We start from the raw sequence: 21,860 nt of genomic DNA, 5'->3' as shown, positions 1-21,860 counted from the left end.
AGCAGGCACTGCAGGATTGTTGACAATCTGCAGATGAGGTTTCTAATGTAGCACCCATGTCAGAGTCCCGCATCACAATACTGCGCCCCTCAGATCCGGAGGCTCCGTACGCCGTGCCCCCTGGACTTGAGCAGCTCTCCGGCCGGGCAGAGATCCGGCTGACCGATGCGGAGAATTTGCCTGAAGACATAGCCGGTGCCGATGCGCTCTTTCTCTGGGACTTCTTCTCCGGAGCGCTGGAACAGGCGTGGCCGCAAGCAGATCGGCTGAAGTGGATTCACGTCGCTGCGGCCGGGGTCGACACTCTGCTCTTTGACCAGCTGCGCGACTCCGAGGTGACAGTCACCAACTCTCAGGGCGTTTTCGATCGGCCCATCGCAGAATGGGTCCTCGGTGCCGTGCTGGCGCACGCCAAGGATTTCCACGGGAACTTCCAGCTCAAGACCACCAAGACCTGGGCCCACCGGGAGACCGCACGGGTCCAAGGGTCTGCCGCGTTGGTGATCGGCACCGGTGCGATCGGGCGCGAGATTGCCAGGCTGCTCACCGCCGTGGGTGTCAAGGTCACCGGAGCCGGGCGCACAGCGCGGGATGCTGACTCGGATTTTGGCACCGTGATCGCCTCGGAATCCATGGCCCAGCACGTCGCCGACTACGACATTATTGTCAACGCCGCGCCGCTGACCCCAGCGACCGCCGGGCTGATCGGCGCCGAGACGCTGGCTGCAGTGAAGCCCGGCGCACACCTGGTCAATATCGGACGTGGCGCCTCGGTGGATCAGCAAGCACTGGTCAGTGCTCTGCGCCACGGGCCGTTGGGGTTCGCCTCGCTTGACGTGTTTGAGGAGGAACCGCTGCCTGCGGATTCCGAGCTGTGGGAACTGGAGAACGTGATGATCGCGCCCCATATGTCAGGTGATGTCCACGGCTGGCGGGACTCCTTGGCTGAGCTGTTCATCGAGAATGCCCAGCGCTGGCTGGATGGAAAAGACTTGTTGAACGTGGTGGACAAAGACAAGGGCTACGTCCCAGGAAAGAGGAGCGCATCATGACCGACCTGGCTGAATTCAGCGCAGCTGAGCTGCTGGAGGGATACGCCGCAGGCAGCTTCACTCCGGTGGACGCCACGGAGGCGGCACTGAGCAGGATCGAGGCTCAGAACGCCGAGCTCAACGCATTTGTGCTGGTGGACCGCGAGTCCGCGCTCGATTCCGCGGAAGCCTCTGCAGCACGGTGGAAGTCAGGTCAGACTCTGGGCCCCGGGGACGGTGTGCCGACCTCCATCAAAGACATGTTCATCACGTCCGGGTGGCCCACCCTGCGCGGCTCAACCCTGATCGACGACGCCGGCCCGTGGGACGCCGACGCTCCCTGCGTGGCACGCCTCCGAGATACCGGGGCGGTGCTGCTGGGCAAAGTCTCCACTCCGGAATTCGCCTGGAAAGGCACCACTGACAGCGAGCGTTTCGGAGCCACCGGCAACCCCTGGGACCCCGCCATGACCGCGGGCGGATCCTCGGGAGGCTCCTCGGCGGCTGTAGGCGCCGGAATGGGACCGTGGTCGGTGGGGACCGACGCTGGTGGCTCGGTTCGTATTCCCGCCGCCTTCACCGGCACGGTGGCACTGAAGCCGACGTTCGGATTGGTGCCGATGTTCCCCGCTTCGCCTTTCGGCACGCTGGCTCATGCTGGCCCGATGACCCGCACCGTGACAGACGCGGCGATGCTGATGGACATCATCACAGGGTTCGACTCACGCGACTGGGCCGCCCTGCCTACACCCACCACCTCGTTCACCGACGGTCTCGACCAGGGAGTGGAGGGCCTGCGCATTGCGTTCTCGCCGACCCTGGGATTCGGTGAGAACGATCCTGAGGTGGAGCGGCTGGTCCGCGAAGCCGTGGACGTACTCGCTGACCAGGGCGCCATTGTCGAGGAGGTCGACCCCGGGTTCGCTGATCCGGTCGAGCCGTTCCACGTGCTGTGGTTCACCGGAGCTGCGAAGGTGGTCGCTGCCTATGGGCCGCAAGCGCTGGCCAAAGTTGACCCGGGCTTGCGGGCGGGGATTGAGCGCTACGCCGACGCCTCGGCCCAGGACTACCTCGACGCCACCGCGGTGCGCATGGAGTTGGGTGTGCTCATGGGAGCATTTCACCAGAAGTACGACCTGCTGGTCACTCCCACCATGCCGATCACCGCCTTCGACCGGAACCGCCAGGCTCCGGAAGGCTGGAAGTCAGATCTGTGGACCTCCTGGACCCCCTACACCTACCCGTTCAATATGACCCAGCAGCCGGCGGCGTCGGTCCCGTGCGGAGTGGCTTCTGATGGTCTGCCCGTGGGGCTGCAGTTCGTGGCTGCCCGGACCCAGGACAGGTTGGTACTGCGTGCCTCCCGCGCCTATGAACAGGCCGCAGGGGAACAGTTTGTCCGCCCCGTCACGGTCCCAGCGGCGCAGGGGGCGGGCTGAACGTGGCCCGGTACATCACCGTCACGCTGGATCAACGGGGGGTGAGCTGTCTGGCCAAGCTGCTGGACGACGAAGCGCCTCGGACCTGCGCGGCGGTGTGGGACGCGCTGCCACAGTCGGGACAGGTGTACCACGGCAAATACGCCCGCAATGAGGTCTACCACCTGGTGGACGCCTTTGCCGCCCAGGAGCCGGGCAAGGAGAACACCACGGTCACTCCGATTCCGGGTGACCTCTGCTACTTCGCTTTTGACTCTGATGACCTGGGCAACCCGGCCTATGGGTACAGCGCAGATGTTCCAGTACGCGCGGAGCAGCCCGTCGTCGCCAAGCGCATTACGGACCTCGCAGTCTTCTATGGCCGGAACAACCTGCTGATCAACGGCGATCAAGGCTGGGTCCCTGGCAATGTCTTCGGCACGGTCGTCCAAGGCCTGGAGGAGTTCGCCCAGGCGTGTCACTCAATCTGGATGGACGGTGCACGGGGGGAGACCTTGACCTTCTCCCGCGCCGAGCTCCGTTGAACAGGGGCCCGGTGCTGACCGAGGAGCGCGATCTGTGACTCAGATTCATTGACACATATCGATATAAGGGGCATTATCGGATTCATCGATCAATATCAATGAATGGATGCCGTGGTGAAGTACAGCGCGCAAGCTGCCCAGATGCCCCCCGTCGTCGTCATAGGGGCCGGGCCGGTGGGTCTGGCGGCGGCTGCCCACTTGATGGAGCGGGGTCTCGAGCCGCAAGTGGTGGAAGCTGGGGGCCACGCCGGCGCCGCGATCGCCTCGTGGGGCCACATCAAGCTGTTTTCGCCGTGGAGATTCAACCTCGATGCCGCCTGCGTTCGGCTGCTCAGCGCCGAGGGTTGGAGCCCACCGAGACCCACGGGCTTGCCCACGGGGACAGAGCTGGTCGAGGAGTACCTGAGGCCCCTGGCTCAGACTGCGCAGCTGAAGGACCGGATCAGATATCGGACGCGGGTCACTGGGATCAGCCGCGGCGACCGGGACAAGACCCACCACGCCGCCCGCCAGGGTGCGCCCTACACCGTCCGGGTGGAGGCCGGTGGCGCCACCGCCGACTTGCGTGCCCGCGCGGTGATAGACGCTTCCGGGACCTGGGCCCAGCCGAACCCTATGGGCCCTGCGGGTCTTCCCGCTCTTGGTGAGCAGGATGCCTCGGTGGTGCGGCACCTCCTCGGACCCTTGCCGGATGTGCTCGGCGCAGCCCGTTCACGGGTCACCGGCAGGCGCATACTCGTCGTGGGTGCCGGCCACAGCGCCACCAACACCCTGCTGAACCTCGCGGCTCTGAAGCGTACCGATTCGGCCACCGAGATCCTGTGGGCAGTGCGCGGTACGAACCTGGAGCGCAGCTTCGGCGGCGGTGAGCGCGATGAGCTGCCTGCCCGTGGCGCGCTCGGGCAGCGGCTGCGCCGACTGGTCGCGGCCGGGCACATTCGGGTGATGACAGCGGCCTCCGTGCAACGGCTGCAGGCTACGCCGCCGGAAGGAGTCACCGTTGAGTTCACAGATGGACGTTCAGTTCGGGTCAGTGCTGTAGCGGCTGCCACGGGGTTCCGCCCTGACCTGGCCATGCTCCGAGAACTCCGGCTCGACCTGGATCCGGGGGTGGAGGCGCCTTCCGGGCTGGCCCCGCTCATTGACCCGGAGTTCCACACCTGCGGAACTGTCCCGGCGCATGGGGTGGAGGTGCTCGCCCACCCGGAAGACGGTTTCTTCCTTGCCGGGATGAAGTCCTACGGGCGAGCGCCGACGTTCCTGCTGGCCACCGGTTACGGCCAAGTCCGCTCTATCGCCGCCCACCTGGCGGGTGAGGACGCCTCGCCGCTGGAATTGGCGCTGCCTGAGACCGGAGTGTGCAGTGCACTCGACCCTTACGAGGCAGAAGACCAAGAGCCGGTGCGGCTGCGATAGCGGCGGATACGGTGGGTCCATGAGGCTATGGAACAACCGCTCCGCTTATCTGCGGTGGACCCAGCTCACGGAGTGGCCCATGGTGTTCGTCGCTCTGGGGTTCCTCGGGGTCTACGCTTACGTCGTCATTGGGGACCTGCGCGAAACCCAGGTCTCTTGGCCCTTCTGGGTGATGAATGCGATTTGGGTGCTGTTCGCGGTGGACTACGTGGTCTCCTTGATCCTGGTCCCGCACACTCGCAGATGGTTCCTCACTCACCTGCATGAGCTGGCGATCGTGCTGCTGCCGGCGCTGCGGCCGCTGCGGCTGCTGAGACTCGCCACGGCACTGGCGGTGCTGCAGCGTTCGGCCGGCGCTGCGCTGCGGGGAAAGGTCATCCTCTACGTGGCGTTCACCTCCATGCTCCTTGTGGTCATGGCATCCCTGGCGATGCTCGACGCCGAGCAGAACGCCCCGGGAGCCAATATCACCACCTTCAGCGAAGCGCTGTGGTGGTCCACGGGGACCATCACCACCGTGGGATACGGTGATTTCTATCCGATCACTGGGCTCGGTCGCAGTATCGCCGTGGTGCTGATGGTCTGCGGGCTCGGGCTGCTGGGAACCGTGACCGCTACGCTGGCCAGCTGGTTCGTCGAGCGGGTTGAGGAGACGGCCAGCAGCGCCCAGCAGGACCAGACGTGAAATTGCGGCCTGTCCCTGTTCTGCGTATCATGGTTCTTCGTCTGCTTGGCTGAGTTGCGCCTTCTTCACAGGGCGCAGCGCCGGAAACAGTCCAAGCGCCGCCTAAACTTTGCACCGTCCACGCGGTCTCCGCGTGTCCGTAGGCAACTTCGGTTGGATCTCACCCAGCCTGGTCGTCCTCGTACCGGTGTCAGTGAAACGGTCCGCGCCAGTGGGCCTTCAAACAGCATCTACGTACAGCAACTCAAGAGGAGTGATCATGGCAGCACGTTGCCAGGTGACGGGAGTGGGGCCGCAGTTCGGCAACCAGATCTCGCACTCGCACCGCCGCACCAAGCGCCGGTTCGACCCAAACATCCAGCGGAAGACCTATTGGGTGCCTTCGCTGGGCCGTAAAGTGACCCTGAACCTCTCGGTCAAGGGCATCAAGACCATCGACGTGCGCGGCATCGACGCGGTGGTCGCCGATATGTTGAAGCGAGGTGAGAAGCTCTAATGGCAAAAGACAAGGACGTACGTCCCATCATCAAGCTCAAGTCGACTGCCGGTACTGGCTTCACCTACGTGACGCGCAAGAACCGCCGCAACAACCCTGACCGCATCGTGCTGAAGAAATACGATCCGGTTGTCCGTAAGCACGTCGACTTCCGAGAGGAGCGCTGATCATGGCCAAGACCTCCAAGATCGTCAAGAACGAAAAGCGTAAGGTCATCGTCGAGCGCTACGCTGAGAAGCGCGCTCAGCTGAAAAAGACTCTCGTGGACCCCAAGGCCTCCGACGAGGACCGCGAGGCCGCACGCGTGGGCCTGCAGAAGCTGCCCCGTGACGCCTCCCCGATCCGCGTGCGCAACCGCGACGCCATCGACGGCCGTCCGCGCGGAACCTTCCAGAAGTTCGGAATCTCCCGTATCCGCTTCCGCGATATGGCTCACCGCGGCGAGCTGCCGGGGATCACCAAGAGCTCCTGGTAGTCGGCCCAATACAGCACGACAGAAAGAGCGGGGTCTCCCAATCGGGAGGCCCCGCTCTTTCGTACGCTGACAGGCGAAACTCCTGGAAACATGCTGTGAAAGCGCCGTTGAGTGCCCAGTTGGGCCTCCGGCGTGGTAAGTTGCCAGACTGAAAGCCCATTTGCGGCCGCAGATCCGCGGTATGACGCGGAAGTTCGGCCTCACGGGACGGGAACAAAATAGTCCAGGAGGACAAACACATGGCACTGAACCGTAGCGAGCTCGTTGCAGCAGTCGCAGAGAAGTCCGGTAATTCCCAGGCATCCGTCAATGGTGTGCTGGACTCCGTCTTCGAGGTCTTCACTGAGCAGGTCTCCAAGGGCGAGAAGGTCTCCATCCCCGGGTGGCTCTCTGTGGAGCGTACCGAGCGCGCCGCACGCACCGGCCGCAACCCGCAGACCGGCGAGAGCATTGAGATCCCAGCCGGTTACTCGGTGAAGCTCTCCGCCGGCTCCAAGCTGAAGGCTGCTGCCACGGGCAAATGAGCTGACGCCTTAGTCGTGGCGCAGCCACTTGCGGCAGCCCACCAGGTGACCTCCTGTCTCGTCAAGAGACCGGGGGTCACCGTCGTTTTCGACAACTTGTAGAATTCCTCATATGCCGTGGTTCCACCTCATGCACTTGTTGGTCCAACCCGAGGTCGCCGTTGACGCTCCTGGCTGGGCACCCATCCTCTTCGCAGGTGGCGCGTTCATTGTGGTGTGCCTGGTGTTGATTCTGATGTGGCGAAAACTTCGACAGTCCGAGCAGTGGCGCGACGATCAGGAAACACCGGATGACGACGACGGCCGCTGAGCGACGCCTGTGGGCCGCGCCCCTGCCGGTCACCGTCGCAGCAGTCTCCGCAGGTCTGATTGCCCTGATTGTCGCAGGCCTCGCCACCGGGGTGGGTCAGGGCGGGGCCATCTCAGATCCCGGTCCGCTGACTCGGTGGGGTCTTCCCGTGGCGCGCTATGCGCATCACCTCGCCATGGCCACCGCCGTCAGCGCCGCGATTCTGGCCGCGGTCGCCATACCGTTCCGCACAGGGCCGCGCAACAGACAGGATCGGCAGGCCGGACAGGAACACCCCATGTATACCCGCGCCATGCACATCGCCATGGCAGCTTCGGTGGTATGGACAATCGCGGCCCTGGCCGTGCTGGTGCTGACCTTCTCCTCCCTCTCCGGGCTCCCGGTCTCCGCGGACCAAGGCTTCTCGGAGGGTTTCTTCGACTACACCCTCAACATCGCCACAGGTCAGGCTTGGCTGAGTATTGTGCTGATCGCGGGGGCGTGTGCGACCCTCTTCGCGGCAGTGCGACGTCCTGCTGGAGTGGGGTGTGTGGCGGTGCTGGGACTGGTCGCCATTGTGCCCATGGCCATGGTGGGGCACTCTGCCGCCGGTGACGGACACACTGCGGCGGTGAACTCCTTGGGGTTGCACCTGCTGGGGGTGGTGGTGTGGGTAGGCGGACTCATTGCCCTTGCACTGCTGGCCCCGCAGATCGCCTATACCGCGCGGCACCTCAGTGCGAGGGACCAAGGCGGTCCGGAGATCCTGGGCACTGTGCTGCGGCGCTATTCGGTGCTGGCTGGCCTGGCGTTGGTCACCGTGGCCGCCTCCGGTGTCATCAATGCCGAACTCCGCATCACCAGTTTCGGCGAACTCCTCGGCACTGACTATGGCCGAATGCTCGTGGTCAAGACGGCGGCCACACTGGTCCTGGCCGGAATCGGTTTCGCCCACAGACAATGGGTCATTCCCCGGATATTGGCCTCCACCCGGTTGCTGTGGCAGCTGATCATTGTCGAGATCGCCCTGATGACCGCCGTAATCGGAGTCAGCGCCATCCTGGGACGCACCCCACCCCCGGTCCCCGAGAGCCTCCCCCCAGATGCCACCCCCGCCCGGCTCCTGACCGGCTACGACCTGCCGCCCGAACCGCAGCTGAGCAATTTCTTCACGCTGTGGCGCCCCGACTGGCTGTGGGTCGCCGTCGTGATGTTCCTTGCCATTTGGTATGTTCGCGCAGTGGTCCAGGTCCGGGCCCGCGGAATCAGCTGGCCGCTGACGCGCGCAGTCTCCTGGTTGTTCGGCCTGAGTGTGCTGTTATGGGTCACCTCCGGCGGCCCCGCCGTCTACGGAATGGTGACCTTCTCCGGGCACATGATCCAGCACATGACCCTGACCATGGTCGCCCCCATATTCCTGGTCATGGGCTCTCCGGTGACACTGGCGATGCGGGCGCTGCCGGTGCGCAGTGACGGCACCCGAGGCGCACGCGAATGGATCCTGTGGCTTGTCCATTCCACGTGGTCGAAGATCGTCACACACCCTATCGTCGCCGCAGTGAACTTTGCCGGGTCCATCCTGCTGTTCTACTACACCCCGGTCTTCGGCCTGGCCCTGGAGTACCACCTGGGCCACATCCTGATGACCGTCCACTTTCTCCTCACTGGGTACATCTTTGCGCTAGTGCTCATCGGAAGGGACCCGCTGCCGTCACGGCCCCCGCACTTCGCCCGGGTGATCATCCTGCTGGCGACCATGGTCTTCCACGCGTTCTTCGCGGTCGCCCTGATGTCCACTGAACAGTTGCTGCAGCCAGACTGGTTCGGCAATATGGGGCATGGGTGGTTCCCCGCCATCGAGGACCAGCACCGCGGCGCCGAACTGATGTGGGGTCTGGGGGAGGTCCCGGCAGTGCTGATGGGGGTCATCGTCTGCATTCAGTGGGCGCGAGACGACCGCCGGGAGACCAAGCGGCTCGACCGGGAAGCCGAGCGCACCGGTGACGCCGAACTGGAGGCGTACAACGAGATGTTCGAACAGATGTCCCAGGGCCGTCCTGCTGCTGGCAGGTAACACGGCGTCACAGATGGAACAGAACCGTTCCAGGGCTGGTTGACTCCCTTGACAGAGACGCTCCTGACTTCGTCCGAAGGATTTCCGCATGACAGAGACGATCCGGCGCACCAGCCGAGTGCGCGCATCTGAGCTGCTTGGCCGTAGCTGGCTCAACACCGGTGGAACGCAGCTGAGCCTGGAGCAGCTGCGCGGGAAGATCATCATCCTCGACTTCTGGACCTTCTGCTGCATCAACTGTCTGCATGTGCTCGATGAGCTGCGGCCCCTCGAAGCGAAGTACGCCGACGTGCTGGTCACCGTCGGTGTCCACTCGCCCAAATTTGAGCACGAGGCTGACCCGGACGCTCTGGCTGCGGCAGTGGAGCGCTACGAGATTGAGCACCCCGTCCTCGATGACCCGGAGCTGATCACCTGGCAGGCGTACTCAGCGCGGGCGTGGCCCACTCTGGTGGTGGTGGATCCGGAAGGGTATATCGCGGCGTCGCTCTCCGGCGAAGGACACGTGGCGGGGCTGTCCTCCCTAGTTGATGAACTCATCACCGAGCACGAGGCCAAGGGCACACTGCACCGCGGTGACGGTCCCTACGTGGCCCCGGAACCGGTCTCGCGTACGCTGCGCTTCCCCAGCAAAGCGGTTCCGCTCCACCGGGAGCTCAACGGCTCGGCAGAAGGCTTTCTGGTGGCCGATACGGGGCATCACAGAATCGTGCAGCTGGACGCTGACCTGGAGACGGTTCTCGATGCTTGGGGCTCGGGTGAAAAAGGTCATGCCGACGGCGCGGCAGCCGCAGCCCAGTTCAACGAACCTCAAGGGTTGGCCCTGCTGCCGGAGAGCATCGCTGAGCAGGTCGGCTACGACGTCGTGGTGGCGGATACGGTCAACCACCGGCTGCGCGGCATCAACGCCACTACTGGGGAAGTTCGCACCTTGGCAGGCAATGGCGTCCAGCGGCTTCTCGACGCTGAACGTACACGCACCGACCAGGTCATAGGCTCCCTGGGGACGGCCGCGCAGGACATCTCACTCTCCTCCCCGTGGGATGTCCTGTGGTCGGAGGAACTCGGTGCGGTAGTGGTGGCGATGGCCGGAACTCACCAGCTGTTCACCTTTGACCCGACAAGTGGCGACATCGGCGTCTACGCCGGCACCGGGCTGGAAGGGCTCATTGACGGGGCGCCGGAGGAGGCCTGGTTCGCCCAGACTTCCGGGCTGGCACTTGACGCCCGCGGGGATCTCTGGATCGCCGACGCGGAGACCTCCGCCCTCCGCGTGCTGCGCACCTCGGCGAACATTGCGGCTCCTGCGGTGGAAACGGTGATCGGGGAGGGGCTGTACGATTTCGGCTTCCGTGATGGGGAGCCTGCCCAGGCACGGATGCAGCATCCCCTGGGGGTGGCCGCCCTGCCTGACGGTTCCGTACTTGTCGCCGACACTTACAACGGGGCCATCCGTCGGTACAAAGCTGAGCACACCGCCGGAGACGGCACGGTGGTCCCCGCTGCCGTCTCCACTGTGGCACGGGGGCTGAAGGAACCCTCTGATGTCCTGCTCGACGCTGACGGCAGCACTCTGGTGGTGGTGGAGACCAACGCTCACCAGCTGGTCCGGATAGCTGTTCCGGAGGAATACCTCACCGTGGACGAAGGCGCCACCCAGACCCAGCGCCCCCGCACCCCCGTCGCCTCCGGAACATTTGCGCTCAGCGTGAGTTTCCAAGCCCCTACCGGGCAGAAGCTCGATCACCGGTGGGGTGATCCCACCCAGCTGCAGGTCTCCGCCACCCCCGCTGAGCTGCTGCTCTCCGGCGCCGGCACCACTGAAGGCTTGGACCGCACGCTGGAGCTCAACGGGGAGATCGCCGAAGGAGTCCTGCACATCACCGCGCGGGCAGCGGCCTGCGACGGTGACCCCGGTGGAGAGATCCCCATGCACGCCGCCTGCCACTTGTACCAGCAGGACTGGGGTATCCCAGTGGTCCTCGAGGAAACTGGTGACCACGAGCTCACCCTGGACCTGCGCGGCGTGAAATAGCGCACGGCGCAATCCGGAGCCGGCCCTGTGGCCACGGGAGCGGCCAACCCAGCCGCAGAACTCGCCGGGCTACACCCGAACTGCCAGAATTGGATAGGCTCAGTCACATACCTTCCAGACCCACGGCATAACGGCGAAAGGCGCGTGAACCTATGACCACTATGGTCGTCGTTGCGAGCAAGCACGGCTCCACCGCTGAGATTGGCGAGCGAATCGCCTCAGTCCTGGCCGCCCGAGGAGTCAAGGCCCACGTCAAAGACGTCGGCGAGGCCGACAAGTGGCTCTACGAGACGGACAACGTCGTGGTGGGTATGCCGGTCTACCGGCAGAAGCTGCTGGAGGAGGGCACCCTCTTCCTGGAAGCGAACCGTACGGAGCTGCTGGGTAAGCCGCTGTTCCTGTTTGCTGTTGGGGGAGGGCCGAGCTTGGACCCGAAGCTGGTGGCGCAGCTGGAACGGCTGCCGCACCGCGAAATCACTTACTTCCGCGGTGCGATGGACGAGTCCCAGCTCAGCTTCTTTGAAAAGCTCCAGCTCAGGGTCGCCCAGGCTCCCAGGGATGCGGACCTCCGGGATTGGCCGGCCATTGAAGACTGGGCCGAGGGTCTGCTGGCCTACGGCGTCAGCTGAGCCCGGACATCATGGCGGGTCTCGACACAGAGCGGCTTCGCGCTGACTTTCCTGCGTTGGACTCAGGTATCGCGTTCTTCGACGCCCCTGGCGGAACCCAAACCCCCCGGCAGGTCGGGGAGGCGATCGCTTCCACCCTGACCGCGCCGCTGTCCAACCGGGGTGTCCAATCGGTCTCGGAGCGCAATGCCGAACGGGTAGTCGAGGACTTCCGACAGGCCTTCGCAGACCTGTTGGGTGCCGACCCCAGGGGAATTGTTTACGGGCGCAGCGCCACGCAGCTGACCTATGACTTCGCCAAGCATCTGTCCCAGGATTGGGGCCCCGGGGATGAAGTCGTCGTCACCCGACTGGATCACGACTCCAATGTGCGGCCCTGGGTGCAGGCCGCCGAGCGCGTCGGCGCGAGGCTGCGGTGGATCGATGTGAACCCAGACACCGGCGAGCTGGCCACCACTGATCTGGGATCCGTACTGAGTGAGTCGACCCGCCTCGTCGCAGTCAGCGCTGCCTCGAACCTCATTGGGACCATCCCCGACGTAGCCGCCATCGCGGAAGCTGCGCACCGCGTCGGCGCTCTGGTGTATGTGGACGGGGTGCACTATGCCGCCCATCATCACGTCGATATCTCAGCGCTGGGCGCCGACTTCTTCGTCTGCTCACCCTACAAGTTCTTGGGCCCCCACTGCGCCCTGCTGGCGGCTGCACCTCAAGTGCTGGAATCCCTCACCCCGGAGAAGCTGCTGCCTTCTCCGAATCAGGTGCCTGAGCGTTTCGAATTCGGCACCCTGCCCTACGAGGTGATGGCCGGAGCCACCGCCGCGGTGGACTACATCGCCGCTCTGGCTGGTGAGGCTGGGCGGCGGAGGGATCGCCTGAAGCGCGCTCACGAGCTCATCAACGCCCACGAGCAGGCCCTGGCTGCCCGGATTCTGCAGACGGTCCAGCAGGAATTGCATGGGCGCGTGGAGGTGCACTCGAAAGCCCAGCGGCGCACCCCCACACTGTTTCTCAGTTTTTCCGCTCAGCGCGCCCAGGACGTCTCTGCGGCCCTCCACCGGGCGAACATTCAGGCCCCAGCTGGGTCGTTCTACGCCTACGAGACCTTCCGTCAGCTCGCCCTGCCTGACACCGGCGGGCTCCGGCTCGGGATGGCGCCCTACACCAATGACGACGACGTCGACCGACTGCTGGAGACCCTCACCTCCGCAGTCTCCGCCGCGATTCCTTGAGGAGGGACGCATGAGCACTGACCACACTATGGCTGAGATGACGACGCTCAACGACGGCACCACCCTGCCGATGATCGGCCTGGGCACCTACATGCTGCGCGGCCAGGCCGGTGCTGAGGCTATTGCCGCCGGAATCAACTCCGGGTACCGGCTCCTGGACTCCGCCTACAACTATGAGAACGAAGGCGCAGTGGGGGCCGGCATCGCAGCCTCGGCAGTGGAGCGGGCTCAGCTGCGAGTGACCACCAAACTGCCCGGGAGATATCACGAGCGGGCGCAGGCGATCGCCGCAGTGGAAGAGTCGCTCTTCCGGGCCGGGCTGGAGTACTTTGATCTCTGCCTGATTCACTGGCCCAACCCCAAGCAGGGAAAATACGTGGAGGCGTGGGAGACGCTGATCGAGCTGCGCGAACGCGGCCTGCTGCGCTCCATCGGCGTCAGCAACTTCCTCGGTGAGCACATAGCGACCCTGCAGCGGCAGACAGGTGTGCTGCCCAGCGTCAACCAACTGGAAATCCACCCATGGTTCCCGCAGACGGACGCGATCGAGGAAAATCACCGGCTTGGCATCGCAGTGCAGGCCTGGAGCCCAGTGGGCCGCCACTCAGACATCAGGAATGAGCCCGTCATTGCGCAGATCGCAGCCGAGCTGGGGCGGAGCCCGGCGCAGACGCTGCTGCGCTGGCACGTGCAGCGTGGCACGATCCCCATCCCGAAGTCAGCCGATCCCCAGCGTCAGCGTGAGAATCTGGACATCTTCGACTTCGCGCTCTCGACAGACCAGGTGGAGCGCATCTGCTCGCTCGGCCGCACCGACGGACGGCTGAAGAATCAGGATCCCGCAGTCTACGAGGAGTTCTGAGACGTCAACCGTGCCGCCCCGCGGCGCAGACTAACCCTCGACAGCGCCGAATCTCGACGGGAGAACCGCGCTCCACGCCGCCTTGAGCTCGTCCAGGCTGATCCCGAAACTGCCGTCAGCAAATGCCCCAGTGACCTCAATGCCGCCGGATTCGGCATCCACCACGCCGAGCCGCAGGGCCGGGAAACCACGCGCAGTGGTCATGTCGGTAAACCGCAGCTCCTCCGAACGGGGCAGCGCCACCAACACTCGTGCCTGCGACTCACTGAACAGGGCAGTGAACGGATCAACCCCGTCACGTTCGCACAGCTCGTGCAGAGAGGTCCTGGACCCCACACCGAAACGCAGGCTCATCTCCGCCAGCGCGGCAGCCAGACCTCCTTCGGAGAGGTCGTGGGCAGCGTCGATCATGCCGTCTCGCGAGGCGTTGATCAGGATATCGCCCAGGGTCTTCTCGGCCTCCAGGTCCACTGCCGGAGGCTGACCGCCCAGATGCCCGCGCAGCCGGGCGAACTCGGAGCCGTCGAGCTCGTCGGCAGTGGTGCCCAGCAGGTAGATGGCCTGGCCATCGGCCCATCGCTGGAATCCCGAGGGCGTGCGCCGGGAAACGTCGTCGAATTTGCCCAGCACGCCCACCACGGGCGTGGGGTGGATCGCGCGGCCCGCAGTCTGGTTGTACAGGCTCACATTGCCGCCTGTGACCGGAATGCCGAGTTGCATGCACGCATCGGAGAGGCCACGCACTGCTTCAGCGAATTGCCACATGATCTCGGGATCCTCCGGGGAGCCGAAGTTCAGGCAGTCGCTGACTGCCAACGGCACCGCCCCTGCCGTGGCCACGTTGCGGTACGCCTCCGCCAGCGCCAGCTGCGCACCCCGGTATGGGTCGAGGTAGGCGTAGCGGTCGTTGCAGTCAGTTGCCAAACCCACACCAAGTCCGGTGGTGTCATCGACGCGGATGACCCCGGCATCATCGGGCTGCGACAGCGCGGTGTTTCCGCCTACGAAGCGGTCGAACTGGTCGGTGACCCAGGACTTGTCCGCCATATTGGGGCTGGACATCAGCTCCACCACCGCCTGGCCCAGCTCCTCCGCTGTGGCGGGCAAATGCTTCGCCGCCGCGGAGGTGCGGAACGCCGCGCTCTGCAGCTGGTCCTGCCATGCCGGGCGGTGGTAGGGCCGCTCATAGACGGGGCCGTCGTGAGCCACGGTGCGGGGGTCGACGTCGACGATGGTCTCGCCATCCCAGTCGATGATCAGCCGGCCGGTGTCAGTCACCTCACCCAGCCAGGAGAATTCCACGCCCCATTTGCTCAGCACGGTTTCGAAGGCTGCGGCGTTGTCCGGGGTGACCACCGCCATCATGCGCTCCTGAGACTCTGACATGAGGATCTCCCCGGGGGTCAGGGAGGGGTCGCGCAGCAGCACATTGGTCAGTTCCACATGCATGCCACCGTCGCCGTTGGAGGCCAGCTCTGAGGTAGCGCAGCTGATTCCTGCTGCACCCAGGTCTTGGATGCCTTCGACCAGGTTGTGGTGGAAAAGCTCCAGGCAGCACTCAATGAGCACCTTCTCCGCAAACGGGTCGCCGACCTGCACGGCGGGGCGTTTCGACGGCTTGGCATCGTCGAAGGATTCTGAGGCCAGCACTGAGGCGCCACCGATGCCGTCGCCGCCGGTGCGGGCCCCGAACAGGACTACTTTGTTCCCCACTCCCGAGGCGTTGGCCAGACGCAGGTCCTCATGTTTGAGCACGCCGACAGCCAGCGCATTGACCAGTGGATTCTGCTGGTAAACGGAGTCGAAGACCACTTCCCCGCCCACGTTCGGCAGGCCCAGAGAGTTGCCGTAGCCGCCGATGCCGGCCACCACCCCCGGCAGCACACGCTGAGTGTCGGGGTGATCGATGTCTCCGAAACGCAGCGGATCCATCACCGCGACGGGCCGGGCTCCCATGGAGATGATGTCGCGGACGATGCCTCCGATCCCAGTCGCCGCACCCTGGTAGGGCTCCACAAAGCTCGGGTGGTTGTGGGACTCGATCTTGAACGTGACGGCCCAGCCGTCGCCCAGGTCGGTGACCCCGGCATTCTCCCCGATGCCCACCATGAGGTCTTTTTTCATCTCCTCGGTCACCTTCTCGCCAAACTGGCGCAGGTGCACTTTGGAGGACTTATAGGAGCAGTGCTCGGACCACATCACCGAATACATGGCCAGCTCCGCGGCGGTGGGGCGGCGGCCCAGGATTTCCAGGATGCGGGCGTACTCGTCCTGCTTCAGGCCCAGCTCAGCCCACGGCAGGTCCGTGTCAGGAGTGGCACCGGCGTTCTCCACGGTGTCAATGTTGAACTCGCTCATGCATTTCCCCCTGTCAGTGACGAGACCACGGAGGTGAAGATCGTCAGTCCATCAGTTCCTTCGCGGAGGCCGGTAGCGTCGTCGGACCCGTATCCGGCCTCCACGGCGTGCTCTGGATGCGGCATCAGGCCCACCACATTCCCGCGCTCGTTGGTCACACCGGCAATATCGTTCCGGGATCCGTTGGGAGATTCGCCCACGTAGCGGAAGACCACGCGGCCCTGGTCCTCCAACTTCTTCAGCGTGGCGTCGTCTGCGACGTACTGGCCGTCCTGGTTCTTCATGGGCACGGTGATCAGCTCGTCCTGAGTGAACTGCGAGGTCCACGCGGTGCCGGTGTTCTCCACGCGCAGTACCTGGTCGCGGCAGATGAACTTCAGATGGTCATTCTTGATCATTGAACCCGGCAGCAGATGTGCTTCTGTGAGCACCTGGAACCCGTTGCAGATGCCCAGTACCGGCAGTGGGGAGGCGGTGCGCGCCTCTGCTTCGGTGATGATGGTGCTCATCACCGGGGCAAACCGGGCAATGGCACCGGCGCGCAGGTAGTCGCCGTAGCTGAAGCCACCGGGCAGGACCACGGCGTCGACCCCGTGCAGAGATTCATCAGCGTGCCACAGCGGCACTGCAGTACCACCGCCCAGCCGCACGGCGCGAGCGGCGTCACGGTCATCAAGTGTGCCCGGGAAGGTGACCACGCCGATGCGTGCACCGGACAGGGGGGCGGCCTGGGGTGTGGGGTCACCGGCGATGAGAGGAGTTTCAGCGCTCATCAGCGACTACTGATCCTCAGCAACAGTGACGGAGACGACGTCCTCAATCACCGGATTGGACAGCATCTCAGCTGCGGCTGCGCGAGCGGACTCGAGGAGCTCCTCGGTGACCTCGCCCTCGACGCTGAGCTCGAACCGCTTGCCCTGGCGAACCCCGGAGAAGCCGGTGAATCCGCGGTGGGGGAGGGCGTTGGCGATGGCCTTGCCCTGCGGATCCAGGATCTCAGGCTTGGGCATGACCTCGACGAGGATCGTAGGCACGTGTGTCTCCTGTGGCTGAAGTTCAGTGTGGACCGGCTCATCATCCTACCTGGCGGCACCTGGTCCGCGCCGCCACCGGCTTATCAGCACGTTGCTGAACGTACCGCCTGCTGCAGCGGTGGGTGCGGCCAACATCACACTGAAGAATGAGATCACCGGACGAGAGGTCCGTGACGGTGGGCACAATCGCGGTGGCACGGGAAGAGGTCTGGCGGATTCCGTGTTGCACACAGTGGTTCTTCAAATTTGAAACATGCAGTGGAGAGGTAGCTTCGTGACGCAGCAGCTGAGCATCGGGATTCTGGGAGCGGGCCGAGTCGGCACAGCGATCGGCCGTCAGGCCGTCCGCGCAGGACATCAGGTGCGCATCGCCACGGGCAAACCCGCCGGGCAGATTCAGCTGCTCACCGAGGTGATTGTGCCCGGCGCTGAGGCGGTGGACGCCCCGGACCTCCGCGGTTCGGACATTATTGTTGTCGCGGTGCCGCTGCACAAGTACCGCAGCATTGATACGGCGGTGCTCACCGGGCATGTGGTCATCGACACGATGAACTACTGGTCCCCGGTGGACGGTGTGCTCGACGAGTTCGAATCCGGCCCCTCAACCTCGGAGGTGGTCGCCGACTTCTTCGGGGAGGTGCTGCTGGTGAAGACCCTCAACCACATCGGGTATCACGACCTGGAGGTGGATGCCCTTCCCGCCGGGACGCCCACCCGGCGCGCGCTGGCGCTGGCAGCAGACGACGAGGAGGCAAAACAGTTGGTGGCCGCGTTCATCGACTCGCTCGGCTACGACGCCGTCGATGCCGGTCCCTTGGCCGCCGGCCACGCGCTGGAGAACGGCACGGAGATCTTCGCCGGTCGGCACACCGCTGATCAGTTGCGCCAGCTGCTGGCTGAGTATGGGCGTGTTCCGGTCAGCGTCTAGGCCGCAGGCGCCCCCACGGGCAGCTGATCCAGCACCTGAAGTAACTCAGCGCGCAGCTGCTGTGCCTCCTGAGAGAACCCCTGTTGGGCGCGGACGTATTCTGCGCGGCCGGAGGGTTCTTCAATGCGCACCGGTTCGTATCCCCAGTCGCGGAGGTCGTAGGGCGAGGCGCGCATGTCGAGTTCGCGGATGCGCCAGGCTAAGTCGAAGCACTTCAGGAGAAGGCCGCTGCTGACTGCCGGGAGGAGCTTATAGGCCCATTTGTAGAGGTCCATATTGGCATGCAGGCATCCAGGCTGCTCGAGCTGGAGCTGAGTCTCCCGCCGCGGTTGCAGGGTGTTCAGGGGCCGGGCGGAGGGAGTGTAGAACCTGAAGGCGTCAAAGTGCGTGCAGGCGAGCTTCAGTGACTCGACCACCTCATCGGTTGCCTGGGCACCGAGCCGCAGCGGGACGTGCCCGTGGCGCTGTCCGTGGTCAGCCGAACGGTAGACCATCGCCCACTCATGCAGGCCGAAGCACCCCAGCTGCGCCGGGCGGTCTGCGGTGGCGCTCAGCAGGCTCCGGGCGTAGCGGATGATGGAGGCACGTTCTGTGCTGAAGCGCTCAGCATCAACGGTGACACCGCCGGCGCTGGTGCCGTCATCCACGGTGGTGTAGAACCGCCAGTCGGCGCACTCGGTATCTCCCGCCCCCTGCAGCACGGTCCCCAGCCCCGGATGCCAACGCGCCAGCTGCCCGGGTTTGACGGAGTAGTAGGTGAACAGAAAGTCCTCCACCGGGTGCTGCTTTCCGACCGGGCGCCGGGCCAGGAACCCTTGCGTGTACCGGTGCACGGCGCGCTGGTGCTCCCCGCTTCGCAGACGGTGCTGTTGAAGGGAGAGCACCTGCGGAGGGGAAGAAGACTCAGACATAGACCCTCTACGGTACCGGCGCTGCCGGACAGCGCTGGAGCGGGAGAGACTCAGCGGCCGGTGCCGGCGTAAACCTTCGCCTCTTCGTCAGAGTCCAGATCGAACGCAGTGTGGATCGCCTGCACGGCCTGCTTCAGCAGCTCCACATCGGTGATGACTGAGACCCGGATCTCCGAGGTGGAGATCAGCCCGATGTTGATCCCGGCATCCCGCAGCGCGGTGAAGAACCGGGCCGAGACGCCTGGGTGATTGCGCATGCCCCCACCGATCAGTGACACCTTCCCGACCTGGGGAACGAAGTCCAGGCTCTCGAAACCGATGGCGTCCTTGTGCTCCAGCAGGATGCGCTGGGCTTTGTCTCCATCAGCACCGGGCAGGGTGAAGGAGATGTTCGTGGTCTGTGTCTCCATGGAGACGTCCTGGACAATCATGTCGATGTTGATGCCAGCCTCAGCAATGTGATTGAAGATCTCGGCAGCTTTGCCCGGCACATCGGGGACACCAGTGATGGTCAGCTTGCCTTCGGTGTCGTCGTGGGAGACTCCGGAGATGATGGGCTGTTCCAAGGGTTCGCCTTCCTTAATGCTGACTTTGTCTGATTCGTCGGGGATGACCCAAGTGCCCTCCTTCTGTGAGAAGGAGGAGCGCACGTGCATTTTCACGCCGAAGCGCCTGGCGTACTCCACACTGCGCAGGTGCAGCACCTTGGTGCCGGCTGCGGCCATCTCCAGCATGTCTTCGCTGGAGATGGAGTCGATCTTCCGTGCGGTGGGGACTACCCGAGGATCGGCGGTGAAGACACCGTCGACGTCGGTGTAGATCTCACACACGTCGGCTCCCAGGGCAGCTGCCAGGGCCACCGCAGTGGTGTCGGACCCTCCGCGGCCCATAGTGGTGATGTCGCGGGACTCCCTGCTCATCCCCTGGAAACCGGCCACGATACCGACGTGGCCGGTGTCGACGGCCTCTTGGACACGCAGCGGAGAGACCTCGATGATCCGGGCCTTGCCGTGAATGGCGTCGGTGATCATACCGGCCTGGGAGCCGGTGAAGGACTGCGCGGTCTCACCCAGTTCGTGAATCGCCATGGCCAGCAGCGCCATGGACATGCGCTCTCCGGATGAGAGCAGGATGTCCATCTCCCGCAGGGGCGGTTTCGCAGAGATCGCTCCCGCCAGGTCCAGCAGGTCGTCAGTGGTGTCGCCCATCGCGGAGACCACCACTACCACCTGGTTCCCGGCGTTCTTGGTCTCCACGATACGCCGGGCGACACGTTTGATGGACTCGGCGTCCTGCACAGAGGATCCGCCGTATTTCTGAACTATCAGACTCATAGAGGTACTTGCCCACTCCCAGTGAGGTTGATTGGTGTGCTTGTCACCAGTCTAGGCGGTGACAACTGGTTGGTGATGACGTGCTCAGTGTCCGAGCACCGCGGAGAGAAACTTCCGGGTCCGCTCCTGCTCAGGGTTGGTGAAGATCTTATCCGGGGGACCCTCCTCCACCACGTGGCCGCCGTCGAACATCATCACTTTGTGGCTGACATCCCGGGCGAAGCCCATCTCATGGGTGACGATGAGCATGGTCACATTGGTGGTGTCTGCCACTTCACGGAGGATGTTGAGCACATCGTCGACCACCTCCGGATCGAGGGCGGAGGTGACCTCGTCCAGCAGCAGGATCTCCGGGTCCATGGCCAGGGCGCGGGCGATCGCCACGCGCTGCTGCTGTCCTCCGGAAAGGCTGCTGGGGTGGGAATCAGCCTTCTCCGGAAGTCCCACCTGTTCCAGCAGTGAATGCGCCTTGGCGATCGCATCCTTCTTGCTCCGACCCAGCACATGAATCGGCGCCTCAATGATGTTTTCCAGTACCGTCATATTGGGAAAAAGGTTGAACTGCTGAAAAACCATGCCGATCCGGGTGCGCAGTCGCTTCTGTTCCTTCTTCGACACCGGCACTCGTTTGCCGTCCCGCTTGTGGTGAGTCAGCGGTTGGCCGTCGATGTAGATGTACCCGCCGGTGAGCTCCTCCAGGGTCATCACCAGCCGAAGGATCGTGGTCTTGCCTGAGCCGGAGGGGCCGATCAGCGTCACCCGCTCACCGCGGGCCACCTGGAAGTTCAGGTCCTTCAGGACCACGTTGTTCCCAAAGCTCTTCTCGACGTCGACAAACTCGATCACTGGAGTGGGTGCGGACGACGCCGCAGCTCCGGGCTCGGAGCCGGCAGCATCAGTGGGCGTAGGCAAGACGCTTCTCCAATCGGTTGATGAGAACGGCGGTGGGGTAGCTGGCAGCGAGGAAGAGCAGTCCGGCGATGGTGTACACCTCGGTGGTGCGGAAGACCGGGGCACCCCTCTCTCCGGCGACAGTGACCATCTCTGCGACGCCGATGACCAGGAGAAATGGTGTGTCCTTGAACATGGAAATGGCGTAGTTGCCCAGCGAGGGCACGGTGGAGCGCAGCGCCTGAGGGATGACGACTTTGCGCCAGGTGCGTCCCGCCGACATCGACAGCGCAGTGGTGGCCTCCCACTGACCCCGGGGAACTGACTCGATGCCAGCGCGGTAGACCTCCGACATGTAGGTCGCATAGTGGACGCCGAAGACAATGATGCCGATAGTCAGTGCATCCATCCATACGAAAGCCCAGAAGACGAAGATCAGCTGCACCACGATGGGGGTCATCCGAATGAAGTTGGCCACCCAGCGGACCAGCCACGCCAAAGGTTTGGGCAGCACCATAATGAGAATTGCGATGACCAGCCCGAGCACTGCTGCCAGCAGGGAGCCGATCACGGTGACCAGGAGCGTGACTTCCAAGAAGGCCATGAAGATGTCCGGGAAGGCATCGAAGGCGAAGTCCCAGTCCCAGAAGGGGCTGCGGCGCACCTCCTCCTCGTCGACCATCGAGGGATCGT

At 64.4% G+C, this 21,860-nt stretch carries 23 protein-coding genes; 16 read left to right on the top strand and 7 right to left on the bottom strand.

All coding sequences use genetic code 11. From position 1 onward, the window contains the following. Positions 1-56: 56 nt before the first annotated feature. From FEF27_RS03610 to FEF27_RS03540, 15 genes are all read left to right on the top strand, one after another. Positions 57-1,052 carry a D-2-hydroxyacid dehydrogenase gene (locus FEF27_RS03610; RefSeq protein WP_138169464.1) on the top strand — a complete coding sequence of 332 codons (996 nt, stop codon included), beginning with the start codon at positions 57-59 and terminating at the stop codon, positions 1,050-1,052. Then, entirely contained in the window at positions 1,049-2,470 is a 1,422-nt protein-coding gene (locus tag FEF27_RS03605) for an amidase (protein WP_138169463.1), read from the top strand. Before FEF27_RS03610 ends, FEF27_RS03605 begins: the two co-directional genes overlap by 4 nt. Positions 2,471-2,472: 2 nt before the next feature. Beyond that, entirely contained in the window at positions 2,473-2,994 is a 522-nt protein-coding gene (locus FEF27_RS03600) for a DUF3830 family protein (protein WP_138169462.1), read from the top strand. Between the two features lie 102 nt (positions 2,995-3,096). Continuing rightward, a complete protein-coding gene (locus FEF27_RS03595) occupies positions 3,097-4,410 on the top strand; it encodes an FAD-dependent oxidoreductase (protein ID WP_138169461.1) in 1,314 nt (437 codons plus the stop codon). 19 nt (positions 4,411-4,429) lie between these two features. Continuing rightward, on the top strand, positions 4,430-5,095 hold the full coding sequence (locus FEF27_RS03590) for a potassium channel family protein (protein ID WP_138169460.1): 666 nt from the start codon (positions 4,430-4,432) through the stop codon (positions 5,093-5,095). A 259-nt stretch (positions 5,096-5,354) separates the two neighbouring features. Further along, a complete protein-coding gene (gene rpmB / locus FEF27_RS03585) occupies positions 5,355-5,591 on the top strand; it encodes a 50S ribosomal protein L28 (protein WP_119901834.1) in 237 nt (78 codons plus the stop codon). Continuing rightward, on the top strand, positions 5,591-5,758 hold the full coding sequence (gene rpmG, locus FEF27_RS03580; protein ID WP_022872124.1) for a 50S ribosomal protein L33: 168 nt from the start codon (positions 5,591-5,593) through the stop codon (positions 5,756-5,758). The genes rpmB and rpmG overlap by 1 nt, the downstream gene beginning before the upstream one ends. A gap of 2 nt (positions 5,759-5,760) precedes the next feature. Then, positions 5,761-6,066, top strand: coding sequence for a 30S ribosomal protein S14 (gene rpsN, locus FEF27_RS03575; protein WP_119901835.1), 306 nt, complete (start codon positions 5,761-5,763; stop codon positions 6,064-6,066). A gap of 239 nt (positions 6,067-6,305) precedes the next feature. Further along, positions 6,306-6,590 (top strand): HU family DNA-binding protein, encoded by a 285-nt coding sequence (locus tag FEF27_RS03570; RefSeq protein ID WP_138169459.1) that lies wholly within the window; start codon positions 6,306-6,308, stop codon positions 6,588-6,590. Positions 6,591-6,702: 112 nt separating this feature from the next. Further along, entirely contained in the window at positions 6,703-6,900 is a 198-nt protein-coding gene (locus tag FEF27_RS03565; RefSeq protein ID WP_138169458.1) for a hypothetical protein, read from the top strand. Further along, positions 6,881-8,953 carry a bifunctional copper resistance protein CopD/cytochrome c oxidase assembly protein gene (locus FEF27_RS03560; RefSeq protein WP_138169457.1) on the top strand — a complete coding sequence of 691 codons (2,073 nt, stop codon included), beginning with the start codon at positions 6,881-6,883 and terminating at the stop codon, positions 8,951-8,953. Before FEF27_RS03565 ends, FEF27_RS03560 begins: the two co-directional genes overlap by 20 nt. 88 nt (positions 8,954-9,041) lie before the next feature. Next, positions 9,042-10,988, top strand: coding sequence for an NHL domain-containing thioredoxin family protein (locus FEF27_RS03555; RefSeq protein WP_138169456.1), 1,947 nt, complete (start codon positions 9,042-9,044; stop codon positions 10,986-10,988). Positions 10,989-11,140: 152 nt separating this feature from the next. Then, complete coding sequence (locus tag FEF27_RS03550; protein ID WP_138169455.1) at positions 11,141-11,617, top strand: flavodoxin domain-containing protein; 477 nt, start codon at positions 11,141-11,143, stop codon at positions 11,615-11,617. Between the two features lie 11 nt (positions 11,618-11,628). Next, a complete protein-coding gene (locus tag FEF27_RS03545; RefSeq protein ID WP_138169454.1) occupies positions 11,629-12,849 on the top strand; it encodes a cysteine desulfurase-like protein in 1,221 nt (406 codons plus the stop codon). Between the two features lie 10 nt (positions 12,850-12,859). After that, complete coding sequence (locus FEF27_RS03540) at positions 12,860-13,711, top strand: aldo/keto reductase (protein ID WP_243729010.1); 852 nt, start codon at positions 12,860-12,862, stop codon at positions 13,709-13,711. Positions 13,712-13,741: 30 nt separating this feature from the next. Here FEF27_RS03540 and purL read toward each other — a convergent pair whose 3' ends face one another. The 3 genes from purL to purS are packed head-to-tail and all read right to left on the bottom strand — an operon-like array spanning position 13,742 to position 17,103. Then, positions 13,742-16,069 (bottom strand): phosphoribosylformylglycinamidine synthase subunit PurL, encoded by a 2,328-nt coding sequence (purL, locus tag FEF27_RS03535; protein WP_138169453.1) that lies wholly within the window; start codon positions 16,067-16,069, stop codon positions 13,742-13,744. Then, positions 16,066-16,842 carry a phosphoribosylformylglycinamidine synthase subunit PurQ gene (gene purQ, locus FEF27_RS03530; RefSeq protein WP_138169452.1) on the bottom strand — a complete coding sequence of 259 codons (777 nt, stop codon included), beginning with the start codon at positions 16,840-16,842 and terminating at the stop codon, positions 16,066-16,068. Before purQ ends, purL begins: the two co-directional genes overlap by 4 nt. Positions 16,843-16,848: 6 nt before the next feature. Then, positions 16,849-17,103 (bottom strand): phosphoribosylformylglycinamidine synthase subunit PurS, encoded by a 255-nt coding sequence (purS, locus tag FEF27_RS03525; protein WP_138169451.1) that lies wholly within the window; start codon positions 17,101-17,103, stop codon positions 16,849-16,851. 274 nt (positions 17,104-17,377) lie between these two features. Here purS and FEF27_RS03520 point away from each other — a divergent pair, with 274 nt between their 5' ends. After that, positions 17,378-18,031 carry an NADPH-dependent F420 reductase gene (locus FEF27_RS03520; protein ID WP_243729008.1) on the top strand — a complete coding sequence of 218 codons (654 nt, stop codon included), beginning with the start codon at positions 17,378-17,380 and terminating at the stop codon, positions 18,029-18,031. On the opposite strand, the gene FEF27_RS03515 is transcribed toward FEF27_RS03520, so the two are convergent. The 4 genes from FEF27_RS03515 to FEF27_RS03500 form a co-directional block, all read right to left on the bottom strand. Next, on the bottom strand, positions 18,028-18,942 hold the full coding sequence (locus FEF27_RS03515) for a 3-methyladenine DNA glycosylase (protein WP_243729007.1): 915 nt from the start codon (positions 18,940-18,942) through the stop codon (positions 18,028-18,030). The two genes, FEF27_RS03520 and FEF27_RS03515, sit on opposite strands and share 4 nt — an antisense overlap. 50 nt (positions 18,943-18,992) lie before the next feature. Next, the gene (locus tag FEF27_RS03510; protein ID WP_138169449.1) at positions 18,993-20,276 is read right to left on the bottom strand and encodes an aspartate kinase; all 1,284 of its coding nucleotides are present in this window, start codon (positions 20,274-20,276) and stop codon (positions 18,993-18,995) included. An 84-nt stretch (positions 20,277-20,360) separates the two neighbouring features. Continuing rightward, on the bottom strand, positions 20,361-21,188 hold the full coding sequence (ehuA, locus tag FEF27_RS03505) for an ectoine/hydroxyectoine ABC transporter ATP-binding protein EhuA (protein ID WP_138169448.1): 828 nt from the start codon (positions 21,186-21,188) through the stop codon (positions 20,361-20,363). After that, positions 21,172-21,849 carry an amino acid ABC transporter permease gene (locus FEF27_RS03500; RefSeq protein ID WP_138169582.1) on the bottom strand — a complete coding sequence of 226 codons (678 nt, stop codon included), beginning with the start codon at positions 21,847-21,849 and terminating at the stop codon, positions 21,172-21,174. Before FEF27_RS03500 ends, ehuA begins: the two co-directional genes overlap by 17 nt. Positions 21,850-21,860: the final 11 nt, after the last annotated feature.

The organism is Nesterenkonia sphaerica (genome assembly GCF_005771565.1).
Taxonomy (GTDB): Bacteria; Actinomycetota; Actinomycetes; order Actinomycetales; family Micrococcaceae; genus Nesterenkonia; species Nesterenkonia sphaerica.
This window is presented reverse-complemented; position numbering and strand designations above follow the sequence as displayed.